The sequence below is a fragment of the Pseudomonas mucoides genome (assembly GCF_015461845.1).
Taxonomy (GTDB): domain Bacteria; phylum Pseudomonadota; class Gammaproteobacteria; order Pseudomonadales; family Pseudomonadaceae; genus Aquipseudomonas; species Aquipseudomonas mucoides.
In genome coordinates, this window is record NZ_JACOPW010000013.1 from 1 (window position 1) to 14,236 (window position 14,236).

The 14,236-nt window shown below is 55.4% G+C and carries 20 protein-coding genes; 2 read left to right on the forward strand and 18 right to left on the reverse strand.

The window, feature by feature from the left end; all coding sequences use genetic code 11:
* Positions 1–86: 86 nt before the first annotated feature.
* The 6 genes from H8F22_RS31580 to H8F22_RS31605 all read right to left on the reverse strand — a co-directional run bounded on the left by H8F22_RS31580 (position 87) and on the right by H8F22_RS31605 (position 3,752).
* Entirely contained in the window at positions 87–716 is a 630-nt protein-coding gene (locus H8F22_RS31580; protein WP_194941111.1) for a hypothetical protein, read from the reverse strand.
* Between the two features lie 144 nt (positions 717–860).
* A complete protein-coding gene (locus H8F22_RS31585; protein ID WP_169904039.1) occupies positions 861–1,262 on the reverse strand; it encodes a hypothetical protein in 402 nt (133 codons plus the stop codon).
* Between the two features lie 98 nt (positions 1,263–1,360).
* The gene (locus tag H8F22_RS31590; RefSeq protein WP_169904038.1) at positions 1,361–2,059 is read right to left on the reverse strand and encodes a hypothetical protein; all 699 of its coding nucleotides are present in this window, start codon (positions 2,057–2,059) and stop codon (positions 1,361–1,363) included.
* A 94-nt stretch (positions 2,060–2,153) separates the two neighbouring features.
* Entirely contained in the window at positions 2,154–2,654 is a 501-nt protein-coding gene (locus H8F22_RS31595) for a hypothetical protein (RefSeq protein WP_169904037.1), read from the reverse strand.
* A gap of 95 nt (positions 2,655–2,749) precedes the next feature.
* The gene (locus tag H8F22_RS31600; protein ID WP_116827117.1) at positions 2,750–2,929 is read right to left on the reverse strand and encodes a hypothetical protein; all 180 of its coding nucleotides are present in this window, start codon (positions 2,927–2,929) and stop codon (positions 2,750–2,752) included.
* A gap of 118 nt (positions 2,930–3,047) precedes the next feature.
* Complete coding sequence (locus H8F22_RS31605) at positions 3,048–3,752, reverse strand: hypothetical protein (protein WP_169904036.1); 705 nt, start codon at positions 3,750–3,752, stop codon at positions 3,048–3,050.
* A 186-nt stretch (positions 3,753–3,938) separates the two neighbouring features.
* Here H8F22_RS31605 and H8F22_RS31610 point away from each other — a divergent pair, with 186 nt between their 5' ends.
* Positions 3,939–4,496, forward strand: a complete 558-nt coding sequence (locus H8F22_RS31610) for a hypothetical protein (protein ID WP_169904035.1) — start codon at positions 3,939–3,941, stop codon at positions 4,494–4,496.
* Positions 4,497–4,891: 395 nt separating this feature from the next.
* Here H8F22_RS31610 and H8F22_RS31615 read toward each other — a convergent pair whose 3' ends face one another.
* The 7 genes from H8F22_RS31615 to H8F22_RS31645 all read right to left on the reverse strand — a co-directional run bounded on the left by H8F22_RS31615 (position 4,892) and on the right by H8F22_RS31645 (position 9,621).
* Positions 4,892–5,239 (reverse strand): hypothetical protein, encoded by a 348-nt coding sequence (locus tag H8F22_RS31615; RefSeq protein WP_169904034.1) that lies wholly within the window; start codon positions 5,237–5,239, stop codon positions 4,892–4,894.
* Positions 5,240–5,312: 73 nt separating this feature from the next.
* Positions 5,313–6,368 (reverse strand): hypothetical protein, encoded by a 1,056-nt coding sequence (locus H8F22_RS31620; protein WP_181082270.1) that lies wholly within the window; start codon positions 6,366–6,368, stop codon positions 5,313–5,315.
* A gap of 203 nt (positions 6,369–6,571) precedes the next feature.
* Positions 6,572–7,015 carry a hypothetical protein gene (locus H8F22_RS31625; RefSeq protein WP_181082269.1) on the reverse strand — a complete coding sequence of 148 codons (444 nt, stop codon included), beginning with the start codon at positions 7,013–7,015 and terminating at the stop codon, positions 6,572–6,574.
* A gap of 97 nt (positions 7,016–7,112) precedes the next feature.
* Positions 7,113–7,604 (reverse strand): phage protein NinX family protein, encoded by a 492-nt coding sequence (locus H8F22_RS31630; protein ID WP_169904030.1) that lies wholly within the window; start codon positions 7,602–7,604, stop codon positions 7,113–7,115.
* A gap of 110 nt (positions 7,605–7,714) precedes the next feature.
* On the reverse strand, positions 7,715–8,302 hold the full coding sequence (locus H8F22_RS31635) for a DUF262 domain-containing protein (RefSeq protein WP_194941112.1): 588 nt from the start codon (positions 8,300–8,302) through the stop codon (positions 7,715–7,717).
* 72 nt (positions 8,303–8,374) lie between these two features.
* Positions 8,375–8,779, reverse strand: coding sequence for a hypothetical protein (locus H8F22_RS31640; protein WP_169904028.1), 405 nt, complete (start codon positions 8,777–8,779; stop codon positions 8,375–8,377).
* A gap of 206 nt (positions 8,780–8,985) precedes the next feature.
* Positions 8,986–9,621, reverse strand: a complete 636-nt coding sequence (locus H8F22_RS31645; RefSeq protein WP_194941113.1) for a hypothetical protein — start codon at positions 9,619–9,621, stop codon at positions 8,986–8,988.
* Between the two features lie 254 nt (positions 9,622–9,875).
* Here H8F22_RS31645 and H8F22_RS31650 point away from each other — a divergent pair, with 254 nt between their 5' ends.
* On the forward strand, positions 9,876–10,559 hold the full coding sequence (locus H8F22_RS31650) for a hypothetical protein (protein ID WP_169904026.1): 684 nt from the start codon (positions 9,876–9,878) through the stop codon (positions 10,557–10,559).
* Between the two features lie 57 nt (positions 10,560–10,616).
* Here the strand turns inward: H8F22_RS31650 and H8F22_RS31655 are convergent, their stop codons facing one another.
* From H8F22_RS31655 to H8F22_RS31675, 5 genes are all read right to left on the reverse strand, one after another.
* The gene (locus tag H8F22_RS31655) at positions 10,617–10,991 is read right to left on the reverse strand and encodes a hypothetical protein (RefSeq protein WP_169904025.1); all 375 of its coding nucleotides are present in this window, start codon (positions 10,989–10,991) and stop codon (positions 10,617–10,619) included.
* Between the two features lie 55 nt (positions 10,992–11,046).
* Positions 11,047–11,349 carry a hypothetical protein gene (locus H8F22_RS31660; RefSeq protein ID WP_169904024.1) on the reverse strand — a complete coding sequence of 101 codons (303 nt, stop codon included), beginning with the start codon at positions 11,347–11,349 and terminating at the stop codon, positions 11,047–11,049.
* Between the two features lie 354 nt (positions 11,350–11,703).
* On the reverse strand, positions 11,704–11,841 hold the full coding sequence (locus H8F22_RS31665; RefSeq protein WP_169904023.1) for a hypothetical protein: 138 nt from the start codon (positions 11,839–11,841) through the stop codon (positions 11,704–11,706).
* A 365-nt stretch (positions 11,842–12,206) separates the two neighbouring features.
* Positions 12,207–12,740 (reverse strand): N-acetyltransferase, encoded by a 534-nt coding sequence (locus tag H8F22_RS31670; protein ID WP_011923042.1) that lies wholly within the window; start codon positions 12,738–12,740, stop codon positions 12,207–12,209.
* A 203-nt stretch (positions 12,741–12,943) separates the two neighbouring features.
* Positions 12,944–13,570: a hypothetical protein gene (locus tag H8F22_RS31675; RefSeq protein ID WP_078466075.1), complete on the reverse strand. Its 627-nt coding sequence runs from the start codon at positions 13,568–13,570 to the stop codon at positions 12,944–12,946.
* Positions 13,571–14,236 lie beyond the last annotated feature (666 nt).

Consider the following 14,236-nt stretch of genomic DNA (forward strand, 5'->3'; position numbering starts at 1 on the left):
CTTTCTCGGTCACTTGCTTGACCGCTTCGATCTTGAATTCTTCGGGGTAACGCTGACGACTCATGGCACCTCCTATTTGGGCCTCATTATGAGGCTTGGAGGTGTCTACGAAACCAGGGGCGATTCACGTGTGCCGCTTCCAGATCGACCAACACTTTCTGAATTGTCGCTTCTGCCTCGGCGATCGGGGTGAAGATGGCCAATACGTCTGGGTGGTAAAGGTAGGTGGTTGCGCCGGCATAAAACTCATCGTCCCCGATCAACACCCTGTAGAGGGCAAACATCTCGGCCGCAGCTTCTTGTGAGCCACAAGAGTGGGCACGGCTCTCCCAGGCCTGCACGACGTCATCACCCGTAAAGTCGGCTATGTCTTCAACGTCCAGGGCGTACAGGTGCGTAGGAAGCGTTGATAAATCCTCCTCGATGACGGTGTCGGGCCGGGAAGTGATGAGGCTGGAGAAGTTGATTGTCGAGGTGAGGGTTTGAGCGTCGTGGTGAAACGCACGCGAGCCCAGTACGCCCCCGTCGAACCACTGAGCGTATTCTGAGTGGTCTGCTGTACTGGTGCTTTCATCCAGATAGAGAACGTAAGCCACTTTGAATTGAAGCCATGCCTCGTAACCAGCGTATTGGGCGCGGCTCAACCGTCCCGTTGGTTTCTTTGGCTTGGCTTTGGAAGTCGGGGTGGTTTTGCGCCCCCGGGCCAGCGTGGTCATGGGTGATCCGTCACTCGTTAGATGCGCGCTACAAGTGCTGTAGGGCAGATGGCCACGAGTATCGGTGATAACCCTGGGATTGGATAGCCGGCGACAGAGCCCCGGCCATACCAGCCCGGGGTGCATATCAAGTGAGGAAGTGGCTTAGAACGATTGACCGGCAAATGATCCCAGGCGGATCTCGTAGGAGTCCGGTCCATAGTGCTCATCCATCAACGCTTTCAATTGAATAACGTTGTCGTCTTCAATGAAGCGCTGGTACTCCTTCTTGAGCGCTTCGAAATCCCCGTTGCGGACTTTGAAGTCTGCCCAGCGGTCCCCGGCAGGCAGATTACCTGTGCCTGTCATCTCCTGCCCGAACCACCCGCTGGCACAACCGTATGCATAACGACTCGTATTTTCATCTTCCGCTTGAAAGAAGCGTCCAGCCAACGTCTCATCAATTGGTTCGACCAGGTCGTAAAGGCTGGAAGTTTGCTTGCCCTCAACCGTTTGTGGCTCTACGCAGAAGTAGAAGCCGAACGTTACAGAAATTTCCCCAGCCAAGATGCCCCCTCATAATTCAGAATTGGGTGCCACTGCATCCAGTTGATCCAGCGGCACCGGAGATAGCCAGCATGACGCCGGCGCGACGAATGCCCAGTTTAAGCCGCCGCGCTCCGTTGCGCGGATTTCTTGAGCTCGGTGAAGTAGTGGTCAACCACGATTTTCTCGCCGCCAGTAGAGTCTTGCAGCCACATAGCCACTGGCTGGCCATTGGTGGCGGTGTAGCCTTCCCGGACCTGCTCCTCGTCCAGGTCGTCACGGTGATGGCTGATGAATGCCACTTCCGCCGGTCGCTCGGCATAGATGCCGTGCAGTGCGCCACCAGTGACATCTGCCACAAGGCGGACTGGGGCAGTTGCTGCCTCAACCAAGGATTCGAATGCTTCCAGCACCTGACGCACGCTCGCCTCACAGGTCCCGACGTTGAGTTGAATGGCTTCGTCCGGGGTATCAGACAGGAAGCCCACCACGCGCCATACGACACCGGCGTAATGACCAGTTGATAGCATGTGCTCAAGATCGTTGGGGTCGCTGGCCAGCGCGTACAGGGGGCTGTCCAGGGTATCCAGCACGATACTGATGGTCTCGTTAAGTTCGCAGTGAATGAGCGCCAGGCGGGCGGCGTCTTCATCAGTCAGCCTGGTCGCATTGGCAACCAGGGCAAGGATCTCTTCGCGCTGGCGGGCGTCCAAGGGCATGTAGTGCTCGCCGCTGTCGTAGATAACGTGCAGGCAACGCTCCATGGCGAACTTCGTGAATCGCAGACCCGCTGCGGGAATAGTTCGTGGGGTGTTCATCTAGTGGCCCTCTTGTGAGCTCGGTTATGAGTTCTCATCGTGAGGGCAACTATCATGTGCCAGAAGCACGTACACCGCGAGGAGGTGCCGGCAGTCAGCTACTGCTAACCTTGCCCAAGGTGAGGACCACGTTCTGCAGTGCACGGTCGAATGCTTCATCAGCAGCGTCTTCGAGAAGGCTGATGTTTTCAGTGCGATTGAAAGCTACCGGTGCGCCCCCGCTCGCCGAGTAGCGCCAGCGCAGATCATCGCCGTAGACGACTTGCGTGACGGAAGGGTGAATGCTTGCGACGTGGGCCAGGGCCTGTTCGACCAATCCCAAGGTGCGGAATGGATGGTCATCGCCGATGTGCTGCCCAGCACTCGCTGCTACGAACAAGGGGTTCTGCTGCTCAAACCAGTGCCAGACATCGGCGACGTCGTCTCCCTTGTCGAAGTGCAGAAAGGAATTGTCCAGTTCAGCACCATCATCAGTCAGGCATACGGCGCTGAGCACATTCCACAAGGTGCAGAGTTCAGCCAGCGTTCGGAAACCGTTGGTGGCTTTAGTGGCAATTGGGAAAGGGGAAGGGCGGTAGCTGATGTTACCTTGCATGATGACCTCGATGGTGTCCGCTGGATGATGGACACATTGTGAGGTCGCTCTGAGTGTGCCAGAACCTACGGCACACTCTGTATTTCCAGCGCTCCCTAAGACCAATCCGGATGGTCGGGATCGATCAGAGCACGTCCCGGCACAATCATTTCTTTTCCGGTGTCGATGCGGGCAACAACCCAGTTGCCACGTCCGCCGTAGTCAGTGGGTGATTTGGTGCGGACAAGGTTGCCGCTCTTAGTGAACCGATACGTTGTTTCGGGTTGAATTTGCATTGGGTTCTCCTCAGTACGCGTTAAGTGGATTCTAGCCCGGTACCGCGCTCGACATCTCGGAATTCGACGATAACAATAGTTGCCGAATACCGGCGCTGGTGGGCCAGCGGTCAGAGTTTCAACTTGGGGCGGTGGAGCGCTCTGCTGCCTTGGCGAAGAAGGCCTGCATCTCCTCTGTTGCATTGTCGCGGTGATGCCAGATCGCCGCAGTCTTGCCGGCATTGTCCTTGAACCACTGTGCCTGTTCGCTGACACTTCCATTGCTTTCATCCTCGTGGTCGAAGCACACAACGATGGCCTCGACAGGTTGTTGGCTATGTATGCCCACCAAGCCGCCATCGGAGAGTTCCACTACCACACGAGTTGGGGAGGGTGCAGGTGCTGGCGAAAGAAGCGACTGGAAAGCGCCCAGGGCTGCCCGCACGCCTGCTTCGTCATTACCGCTGTTCAGCTGCAAGGCATCGCCAGGACGGTTGGAGAGGTAGCCCACAACGCGCCACACGACGCCTCCATACGAACCTTCTGAGAAGATGTGCGAGTAATCGTCGGATTCTGCATTGGCAGCCCGCTGGTAGAGCTCCCCATCGATGGTGTCCATAGCCGCGTAGGAAGCGCCACCAATTTCAATGGTGATGAGATTCAAACGCTGGTGGTCTCCGATGCTCAACGATCCATCCAGGGCAATCGGCGCTAGAATGTCTTCACACTGCCGAGGGTCAATCGGCAGGCAATGTTCGCCGTCCTCAGTCACGATACGAATGCAGCGCTCGATGTCGAACTTGACGAAGCGCAGGCCTGCGGCCGAAGTCAGGGTGGATTTCATTGGTTGTACTCATGAGTCATTGGACTAGATGATCACATGCTGATGCCATTTTCGTTGTGGCAGAACCTCAGGCTTTCACCGCAAATGAACTAAATTGTTGGGCTCGGATTTATCCTTGCAGTTATTGGATTGCCTGGGTCAAAAACGCCGTGCTACAAGGCTGTTCGATTCAGAAGGTAGATTTGAGTGAGCAATCTTTTAGAAAGTAGATCCATGTACGAAATCGGGCTTGATGGTTCACCAGAAGGCTCGGCTTCAAACACCAGGCGCGGGAATCGTAGTGGCCGTATAGCTCCGACCAATGCTGAGGTCTTCGACTTTGAATCATGTGAGATTGTGAGTGAAACCGCTTTGCGTCATGCCTTGATGACGCGCAGTTCAGTAGCTTTGGATTACATCGCAGATGTGGTGCCGGATCTAGCAACCCATGCGGAGGTCTGCTCCCACGTCATCAACACGTTACCCCGCGCTCCAGATGCGATCACCTTTCTTACTGAAATCAAGCGCCGCTGCCTGATAAAAAATGTCTATACCCATTCGATATTCATGCAGGCCGCTTTTCTGCATGGGTCTGTAAGGGTCAGAGTCAAAGACTCGACGGAGAAAGGGGCCAAACAAGCAGCTCATATTGCATTTGTGAAGCAGCTTTGCGAGAGAGTGTTGGCCGGTGATGAGTTTCAAACGCCCGGGAAAAGTCCCGTCCAGCATCCAATTGAACAGTCGTGCCCAACGGCATTTATCTAATCTTCATCTGAGTATTCGCAAGCTTGAGTTCCCCCGAACATCCCTGAGTCTGGGGTGGGTCTGAATAAACTCGCCCGTCTCTACCAATCCCTCAGCTTAGGGCGAATTCCTCACTGAGGATTTAAAGGCGAGTCCAAGTGCAGGTCACAAAAAGCCCGGACAGTGCCGGGCTCACTCATTTGAAGCAACGCTTGCAGCGCTTTGACGTTTTTACCAACTCAGGATCCCGATCTATCCCTGGAACAGCTACGCTGCCGCACTTTGAGCTGTAAATATGCGATTCCTGTCCCGTCCCGCCTGAAAGCACCTCGTGGAAGAAACGGTGAATCAGATAGCTATTGCCGGATGAAGCCATGGCCACGGTGTATTCGCGTTGCTGTGTCGTAATCATAAACTCACTCAGGGTCTGTGATGAGCATCCGGCCTGGCACCGCTGGCGCGGTTTGAATTTCGGCCAGACCTTTGGCAGTTCTGAATCCGATCTCGGTCACTGAGACCGGGTATTTAATTCCGCCATCCGGATTCAACACCACGAGGCCAAACTTGCGGAGCTCGCTGAGCGTTGCTTGATCCAGGTCGGACGCGCCGTTGATCAGGTCTTGCAGTTTCTCGCTCGCTACCGCACCCAGTTCAACCGCCCACTCACGGCCGTCGCGGCTGTAGTGGAAAGCGAATGACTCGGGCCTGGCTTCGATTGCGAGGAGCTTCAAACCTGGGCGTTCAGTGGTTGCGGGATTGTTCACGAATACACTCCGAAGTTTATGCGCGGTGGCCATGATCGGCATTGTAACTGGCCACCGCACGATCGACCTGAATTCAGCCTGCCAGGAAACTCAATTGCTCCATGGGTGCTTGCTGCGGGGTAGGCTTTGCCGCGGGCTTGGCGTCGATGACCCAAGTCGTGTTTGCGGCAGGGAACTGGGTGAGGGAGTAGATCTCGTCCTGACCTTGCGGCATAGCGAAGTGGATTTCTTTACCAACAGAGCTGTGTTCAACCTTCGCCAACAAGCGCTCAATGGTCCGCTGCTTGTAGTCTTCGACCTTCACGGTCGTGTCGACGATAACCCTTACGCCGGTGGCAGGCATCGGCTCTGCGTTTTCCACCGAGGCTCGGAGTGCCTGAATGCGTTTGCGGTAGCTGCCTGGCTCCTTAACCTCTGCTTCCCAAAGCGAGGCTACGAACTGGGCAACGATGCTGTATGCCCAGCCCTCACAGCGCCACTGTCCGTCACTGCCCATCATCAGGACGTTGTCATTGTCCCGGACCTGCATGCAGCGCGGCGATGTAACGTCGTATGCCTTGGCCTTCTGAGGCTTGTAGCCCAGGCTTTCGTCACGCGGGTTGCTCAGTGGGATGTTGTAGCTCTGAATAACCCGGTGTGCGCCTAGAGTCATGCCGTCATACAAGGTGCCCAAGAGGTTGCTGTCCGCGTACAGGGAAAGCTCTACGGATTCGCCGGCCTCAAGCGCCGCGACCTGTGTCCCATAGCCCTGTGCTTGCATCGCGGGCTTGGAGTCGTTGAACGCGCTCATGGTCAGCGGAGAATTCCACTCTTTTCCAGCTTTAAGGATGATGTCCAGGTTGGCCATCGCGACAGGGTTGGCCATCTCTGCTAGCCAGCCCGCGATATAGCTCTCAGGCGTGATTGTCCGTCCGCCAGCACCTACCAGCGATTGGCCTTCGCAGGCCGAGGCAGAACGAAAGATCGCGCGAATCATCTGCGATGACGATCCAATTGCCCGGGCGCTCCAGCGAGGGGTGTGGGGGTAGCAGTTCGATTCGTAGGTTTGCTCAAACATGACATAGCAAGGCTGGCCGTCTTGACCGCGGAATGCGCCAATCAGTTTGCCGGTGGTAACGGTTGAACTCATGTTTGATACTCCTGAATGTGTTTAGAACCTGTGTTTCGATAGGGTCAGTATCAGGGTGCTTTGCGTGTGCCAGAACCGCCCAAGCAGCGACGTTCGGGTTCAACAGCACTACTTGGAACCTGCTCTGAGGAGTCGAATGCACCTGCTCGTGCCGGACAACAAAAAGCCCGGCATATGCCGGGCCTTGTGAAGGACTCTGTGTGTTAAAGCCCCATGAGTCGGAGGCGAAAGTCTCCCCACACTGTCCATCGAGTAAGGAACGAAGCGATCGCACCTAGTGCAACGATGATAAGTGCGCTGATCACAAAGTTAGTAGAAATGCCCTGAGGCGGGGTGGGGAGCTGGGGATTCGATCCCTGAATGCACAAGACGTAGCCCAGCCCATAAACGACTACCAGCGCGGCACAAAAGGCTCGATCTGCTGCTTTGCGGTAGTACAGCTCATAAACAAGCCCGCCCGAGCATTGGAAAACCCATACGAGCAGGGTCATCCCCAGGAGATATTGACCAATTGTTTCTGGCAGGACATGCACGAGAGTAACCATGCCTCCGATCAAATACATGTTAAAGCCAGTGAAGGCTGCCACGATGAGCTGGCGTCGTGGAGGAGGCTTCGGGGTACCAAGCGTAGGTGAATATTCAGTCATGTCTCTTCCAGATATTGCCCAGGACAAGCTATCAATTTACCTCAGAACAACGGGTCCTCATTGAAAACCCCCTTGCGGGTTTTTATGGGTATATGCCTTATGGCATGACAACGTCTGTGCTTGGGTACGCCGCTTCCGGTGCCACACTCAATTCAACTGGCACACTGACCCAGTCCCCGAACTTTGTGACAACGACGGCACGGCAAAGCGCTACGAGTTCATTGCGCGCAGGCTCAGTGGTGTATTGTTCGCCGCCGCTGTAGTAGATGTTTGCAATCCAGCGCTCGGAGTTCTCAGTGCCTTCGGCCCCGTAGTGAGCCTCTGGATTGAGCGCCACCTGGTATTCGCGCAGCAACGGGCCGGCATGAGCCCAGTCTGCGCTCGGCTTGAACAGGCTCAAGCCCCGCGAGGTAACGCGATAGGCTCGTGTGAGGTTCTGGTATTGGGGGCACTCTATCTGAACCTTGATCCCGGCCGCTTGAGCAACCGCCCAGTCCAGGGCTGGACCGTCCAGTTCCTCAAGATAGATTCGTACGAAACCCGAAAGTGCTTGGGACTGGTCGGGCAGGATGGGAGCGTGGGCGGTCATTTCGGTGTCCTCGGCTGGAATCAATACCTCTATGCTGCCTTGATTGGCGGTGTGCCAGAAGCCGAAACATCGCCGACATTTCCATCGTTCCAGGTTTAGGGTTCGCCCGGTTAGTTGGGGTCGACGACTTTCTTGGCTTGTTCCAGCAGCTCACGCACGCGCTGAATTTCTTTGGCGCTATGCGGCGTGCCGCCCGCGTTCAAGTCGAGGTATTGCGTTAGCAGTTGCTCGCGGCTGGTGAAGTCATAGACAGCGACCTTCACGTAGAACTTCCGTGCGCTGTACGCCGTGCCCATCAACTCCTTAGCAGTGAACCCGAATGGCTTCACGTTGCCTTTGACGAACTCGGTGATTGCAGTAAAGCGTTGCAGTCCGTCAACGCATTGCAGTCCAGGCGGGAGATCGGTATCTGCTTTGGCGATTTCGTTCCAGCTAGCGCTATTGAACTGGATCAGCAAACCGCTGACAGGTACAACGCCGCGCAGACAGTTTTCGATGTAGTGGGCTTGCTGATCGTGTGTCCAAACATGCCCGCGCTGGAAGTCCGGGATCAACTCCAATCCACCATAATCTTCACCGAGACCACTCAATGCGCGCTCCAAGCCATCCCAGCGGTAGTCCGCTGACCAGCGTGCGGTGCGCAGTGGATTGATGAGTTTATTCAGTTGCTGCTCGAATTCGCTGATCTGACGTGCCATTGCTGTAATCCGTATTCAGGGACAACCAGTGTCCGTACTTTTGTGGGGCCAGTATGTCGGTGGTATCCAGGCTTACACCATCTCAACCTGTACGCGGAAGGTCCGGTCTTTGTCATGCAGATCCAGTCGGGATTTGATCACGCCAGATTCCAGGCTGGTCTTGTGCGCAAACGCGGTTGTCGCATCGAAGAAGTAGGCTTCTTCTACCTCAAGAAGCTCCCGCCCATCGAATGACGTCTGCACCACGCAGAAGACGAATTGACTATCGATCGGGGCGTCCGGGTAGAACTTGAAGAGATCGATGCTCGAGCTGTGCGCCTTGCCGTCTTTGCAGACAGTGAATTCGATCTGCTCTTTCGTAAAGCGGGCGTCTTGGTGGTAGCCGGTTACAGACACAAGGTAGGGCTGGTCGTTCATGTATCCCATAAACAAAGTCTGGCCAACGGATGGGCGATAGTCCGGGATGTGGGCGCTCATGGATATTTCCTTTCTGAAGGGTCGCATTTGATTGGCCTCATATTCGTAGAGGATTCGGTGTGCCAGAAGCCCCCATCTCGTTGAAAATGACGGATTGGCATGGCCCGAATCCCAGCTATGAGCTATGAGCTATGAGCTATGAGCTGAGAACTGGGTATTCGGTTTCGCAAATTGGGTCTGACGAACTGAATCGCTAGCCACCGGTGTTAGGCCGCAAGCCCCAGGTCTTCACACTCCTCACGCCATCCCGCCCAGAGATCTGCTTCAATCGACGCATAGGTGTCGTGAATGTCCTGGCAGTACGCGCGGTGGGCTTCCTCCTCCAACATTTCCTGGTTGCACTCGTAGGCATCAATGCATTCCTCTGCCGTGTCGACCGGCGACTCTCCATGTGACCATTGGTGCATCACTGTGCGGTAATGCCCTTGGCGAATGTGTGCAACCGTACCGACACGAGCGTCCATGAGTTGAGCGATAGCCATATCGACCGCAGCAAGCCAGCTTGTGTAAGAGAAGTGTTCATGTGGCTCAGGTTGCAACCAACTGGCTGAGAGCCTGCCAATCGATCCGCTCTTAACGTTGGTTTCATGCAGTTCTGTATAGAGCTCGTGAGCAAGGCTGTATTGGTCTGCCAGCTCAGGGATGTCTTGAAGCAAGACTGGCACGCAGGGGCCATAGTGGCGGTAGGTCAGAACATCATTCGACGCAAGATCGTGCACCGCGTTGTCGGCAGCCTCCAAGGCGGCTTCGGTTTGAGCCTCGCACCCTTCGATGCCAGCAAAAGCAGCGACATTGATCCAGAGCAAGCGGGCGGCGAGGGCTTCTTGAAATGCTGGGTTCATGGTTGAGGCTCCGAGTCTGTTTGGACAGTGGAACCATCATCAGGGCGTACTAAGTGTGCCAGAACCTCCCAAGGGGAAAATAAGGCTGCCGCCCCAACGTTTGGAATGCACGCCTAATCGAACCTCCAATACCTCAGGTGGGGTACCAATGCGGTCGTTATCCAGCCCAGGGAATGGTGTGCTGGGGTCGCTTGATCCTTGGTCGATCTGTATCGTCATCGCCCATTGACACTGATTCGCCGGAGCAAGTACCAATGCACGAGTACATAGACGCTTTCAAGGTAGCCATGGTGCGGACCGATGCGATTGCAGGTGGATTGTCGAACTACCCGCTGAGGATCACTCCAGGGTTGAAGATCGACATACCTCAGATTGTTGATGCGATCGCTCGTGACTTCTCGGAGTTTCTCCCGCATACCGACGTGCTGCCAGGGAAATGCTTCAGAGTCGCCCGTGAGCTGTCATACATCCTGCTTGAGTTGGGTGTCCGGCATACCGTCACTGTTGGAGACATCGAGCTGGTTGATGGCCTCTATGTGGGCCTTGACCTAGAGCAGCTGCAGCGCGACGTCGCCGGGGGCTATGGGTTGGACTTTCAGGATGGGCGTCCTGTAGGCCGGCCGATAAATGCTCATGCCTGGATCACCTTGGAAAATGGGTGTGTCATTGACACCACTATCCTTCCTTCTCAGCATCGCAAAAGCCAAAACCCATCTGAGCTTCTGAGTTTTGCTGAGTCGGTCTATTTTTCCGGCAAGCAGCACACTCCAGTAGTCCGGCACATGCCGATGATGACCGGGCTTGTGTATCACCAGTTGGTGCTGATAGGGGAGGGTGACGGTGACGCACAGAACTACTGCCAGTGGTCAGAGGATTACGCGAGGTTGATGGGGAGGCTGGACTTGGTCAGGTTGGTGCCGGCACTCAGACCTAACTGATTTCAAAGAACTCAACCCGGGTCTCATTGGCACCGGGTTGGAATTTGATGAGATGGCTCAATTGATAGGCGTAGAAGGCAGCATAGGTGCTTCAAAAAACGGGTGAAGCTCCGTAAAACCCGCATCTCGATAACACTGCCACCAAGCATCTACCTGGTCCTTCACACTCTCGGTCAGCTCCTTGATTCCATTGCGCAGATCTATCGCTAAGAACGCGCATGCCTTGTAAGCGTCTACGGCCTCAAGGTCATCGCGGGAGACTACTGCGCAGGCAGTCAGATGACGTGAACGTACATAGTGAAAAGCACCGGCAGGTATGTCGCCGGCCATGTACTCACTGTGCGCAGCGGCTAGGTTCGCATCGAGGACCGGCATAACACCGATCAAGTTGCTTTTGAGAGATTGAATACTCATGGTCTGACCAGGGTTCATGATTTGAATCCTTGAGACCCAGGCGAGCCCGGGCGTGAGGGTGGGGTGATCAGGCTCAGGCGGCTTGCGGCGGAAGGTCGCTACGTTTGTTTGCGATCCCGATGTTGGATTTGAAGTAATCCATGCACGCTTCAAAGCCTTGCGAGATAAGCGATGCGTAGGCTGCACGGTGATCACCATTGAGGATGTAGAACCCATCCATTTGATCACGCACTAGCGCAGTGGTGTCGCAGCCATAGATCCACATGTCGTGGTCGTTGAAGCTGACGTAGAACCCTTTACCGTTGATGGTCGAGTTGTACTGCACGACAGGCACCGCCAGTCCCGAAGCGAGTGTGATGGTGTGGGCGGTAGCCATATTGAATTCCTTGCATGAGATGAATTTGATATGGCCATCTTGTTGCCACTTACCCTGTGCCAGAACCCTCTTTACGAAAAAAGAGCCGCATGGGCCCCTTTTTTGTTGGACGGCAACTAACTCCGTTGGCCAGCCCGATCATCTGCGCCTCGTGACCAACCGCGGGCGTACAATCGGTCTTCCCAGGTCGAATCCGGATTGGGGAAGGCTGGCCCCGGGTCTCCCTTCTGGCCTGCTTCACGTCCACGCTGATACGGCGTCTTCTCGTCCGCGGGGCCCAAAAGCGCTGCTAACTTACTCATAATTCCTACCTTGAATAGCCGGGGCCGGCCAGTACAGCCAGTTGGTTGGGATTCAGAGTGGGGATTTCAGCTGCTCAACCCGAGCCTTTTGTTCCAGGTCCATGCACTGGCGGACCTGCTTGGCCGTCGCCTTGCCCTGAGCCCACCAGTTTCGCAGTGATTTCATTGTTCTTTCTTCAGCCTTGCTCATGATCTCTCCACACTCTTGGAAGTTAATGAGGGCAATATTGAGGCGTTCGCAAGCGTGCCAGAAGCATGCTTATGGAGGATCCACGAACCCGGCCGGGGGTATTGTGAATTGCAGGCACAAAAAAAGCCGCCCGTCAGGGCAGCTCTTTGGAAATCAATGATGCTTGTCAGCCAGCGAGGCGGCCAACGGGCTCGAAATCACGGCCTTTGGACATTGCTACGTCCAGAAAACGGCTGGCTTTCACGGAACGATTAGCAAGGACCGCACGAGCTTCTGCTTGGAAGCGTGCTGCCATCATTGGTTTCGGTTCGTGCTTTGGCTTCTGCATAGACACCTCTCGGGTATCGGGATTTAGGTGGATAGTATTACTGCTCAATAGAGATGACAAGCCGGTCCGTCGGATCGAAGGCGAACCCCAGGCTCTCATAGACCGGGATAGCACCTGCTGCAGGCTCCTGGACCTCGATCTCCGTACAACCGATCATAAGGGCGTAGTTCTCGATTGCGGTCAGCGCCAGCGCAGCCACGGCACCTCGTAGGGGGTGCGACTTGTCTGGCTTGCCCTCGAGAATCACGATCTTGATGCAGATCTTGCTCTTTCTAGGTGTGGCGTAGCAGAGCCCACAGAGCTCCTGACCAAACCATAGCGAAAGATCGAAGCCGCGCGTGTCGTCCTGCTTCCAATGATGCACATCGTACCAAGGATAGAGGGTAGCCTCATCACCCCAAAGATCCGAGGCTTCGATCTCCACTGGCGTGATGCTATCGAAGCGGATTTGAGTAGTGTCTATTCCCCGGGCCTTAAGGTTCTCGTTTGAGTGCGCCAGCGCCTGGGCTGCCTTGCGTGCTTCAGACCTCAGGATCTGGTAGCGGTATTCGTTGCCACGATTCTTGGACATTGGTAACCAGCAGCGGGATTCGGATCGTGGCTAGGATAACGGCTTTTCTATACTTTCACAGGGGTTGCGCGACGTGCCTGACTGGGGATGTGGCGGGAACGGACATTTCCTGCTGCTGGATGTCCGTTTTCCTTCCTAAGTCCGCCCCCAGCTATTCAGCCGCTCACATAGGAATTGAATCGGAGTTAGCCGGCGACTCTGACTTAAGAATGGTCGGTGCAATCGCAACGTAAGTGGTGGTCTTCTTGCTGGCGGACATCTTCAAGATCCCGGGCAACTTCATGCATGAACTCTTCGAGCTCGATTTCACCCAGCCCACCGATATGGCGCTTGTAAGACTCATGGATCTTTTCAGCTGCAACAGCTGGCAGGTCCTGGTTTCTCCATGAATGGAAAAAGTCCTCATCAAAGGAATACGTAGCAACCGCGGCTTCGGCACAGGTCATTTGCATCAGATCGGCAATCGCGCGAGTAACTGCGGCCATCCATTGGGAATAGGGAAGGTCCAGCGGTTTGACTGGTGGTAGCCAGTGCGACTGCATCACCTCGATAGATCCGTCGTGATAGTTCTTGTAGTAGAGCTCTGAATACATCTCGTACGCGAGATTGTAATGGTCCTCCAGCAAGGGAACATCCTGCAGCAGGAGAGGGGCAACAGGGCCGTAGTGGCGGTGGGAAAGCACGTCGTTCGAAGCGAGCTCATCTACTGCGTTGCAAGCGGCCTGGTACGCGGTATCGACCTGAGGTTCCGATGCTCCAATGGCTTCGAGAACGAGGTAGTCCGTCCACAGGAAGCGGGCGGCGAGGGCTTCACGGAATGCTGCGTTCATAATTTGTCTCCAGAGACTTGAGTTGTTCAATGGAGCAATCATGGGTGGCCTTTGCGTGTGCCAGAAGCAGGCACCACTTCTGGATCGCTAGGGAATCTACAAGGCTGCGCTCTTCGAAACCGCAGATGGGGTGTCGTTTGCTATGTGGTGGCGCAGGCCAATCAACCCCAATGCTGGGACCCATATGCCTACGAAGTCGGAAAGCAGCTGTGCCCACTGGATGTATCCCCGAGGAGGACCTTCATAAACATATTCGTGAGGCTGGATCCCCACCTCCCATGTGAGTGACCAAATCCACATCATTCCTGCACTCATGAGCGCCGCTTGCGTCGGCCGGGTAAGTGAAGGCCAGTCCCTCACATACTGCCGCAACATGACTGAGCCTATGAGGTAGAAAGGGATGACGATGGTGCAGATGAACTTTCGCAAGCCATGCTCCATCTGGAAAGGCATCCAAGTGGGCCATGACAGGAACAGAGGAAATCCACACAGGCCCGCCAATGCGACCATAAGGTTGGCGCGACGGCCTCGTTGCGTGGAAAACGACCGGATCAAAGCCCACCCTACCAGGGTGCAGCCTGCGAACCCCACGCAGTGTGCAAGCTCCCTCGGACCAAAGCCCCAGGCGGGGTTTGAACCGACGAAATACATCGTTGCGAAGGGGCG

Bases quoted from the DNA above. Each gene is read 5' to 3' on its own strand.
- H8F22_RS31580 (WP_194941111.1), bottom strand. From the start codon at position 716: ATGACCACGCTGGCCCGGGGGCGCAAAACCACCCCGACTTCCAAAGCC.
- H8F22_RS31590 (WP_169904038.1), bottom strand. From the start codon at position 2,059: ATGAACACCCCACGAACTATTCCCGCAGCGGGTCTGCGATTCACGAAG.
- H8F22_RS31595 (WP_169904037.1), bottom strand. From the start codon at position 2,654: ATGCAAGGTAACATCAGCTACCGCCCTTCCCCTTTCCCAATTGCCACT.
- H8F22_RS31600 (WP_116827117.1), bottom strand. From the start codon at position 2,929: ATGCAAATTCAACCCGAAACAACGTATCGGTTCACTAAGAGCGGCAAC.
- H8F22_RS31605 (WP_169904036.1), bottom strand. From the start codon at position 3,752: ATGAAATCCACCCTGACTTCGGCCGCAGGCCTGCGCTTCGTCAAGTTC.
- H8F22_RS31620 (WP_181082270.1), bottom strand. From the start codon at position 6,368: ATGAGTTCAACCGTTACCACCGGCAAACTGATTGGCGCATTCCGCGGT.
- H8F22_RS31625 (WP_181082269.1), bottom strand. From the start codon at position 7,015: ATGACTGAATATTCACCTACGCTTGGTACCCCGAAGCCTCCTCCACGA.
- H8F22_RS31630 (WP_169904030.1), bottom strand. From the start codon at position 7,604: ATGACCGCCCACGCTCCCATCCTGCCCGACCAGTCCCAAGCACTTTCG.
- H8F22_RS31635 (WP_194941112.1), bottom strand. From the start codon at position 8,302: ATGGCACGTCAGATCAGCGAATTCGAGCAGCAACTGAATAAACTCATC.
- H8F22_RS31640 (WP_169904028.1), bottom strand. From the start codon at position 8,779: ATGAGCGCCCACATCCCGGACTATCGCCCATCCGTTGGCCAGACTTTG.
- H8F22_RS31645 (WP_194941113.1), bottom strand. From the start codon at position 9,621: ATGAACCCAGCATTTCAAGAAGCCCTCGCCGCCCGCTTGCTCTGGATC.
- H8F22_RS31650 (WP_169904026.1), top strand. From the start codon at position 9,876: ATGCACGAGTACATAGACGCTTTCAAGGTAGCCATGGTGCGGACCGAT.
- H8F22_RS31655 (WP_169904025.1), bottom strand. From the start codon at position 10,991: ATGAACCCTGGTCAGACCATGAGTATTCAATCTCTCAAAAGCAACTTG.
- H8F22_RS31660 (WP_169904024.1), bottom strand. From the start codon at position 11,349: ATGGCTACCGCCCACACCATCACACTCGCTTCGGGACTGGCGGTGCCT.
- H8F22_RS31665 (WP_169904023.1), bottom strand. From the start codon at position 11,841: ATGAGCAAGGCTGAAGAAAGAACAATGAAATCACTGCGAAACTGGTGG.
- H8F22_RS31670 (WP_011923042.1), bottom strand. From the start codon at position 12,740: ATGTCCAAGAATCGTGGCAACGAATACCGCTACCAGATCCTGAGGTCT.
- H8F22_RS31675 (WP_078466075.1), bottom strand. From the start codon at position 13,570: ATGAACGCAGCATTCCGTGAAGCCCTCGCCGCCCGCTTCCTGTGGACG.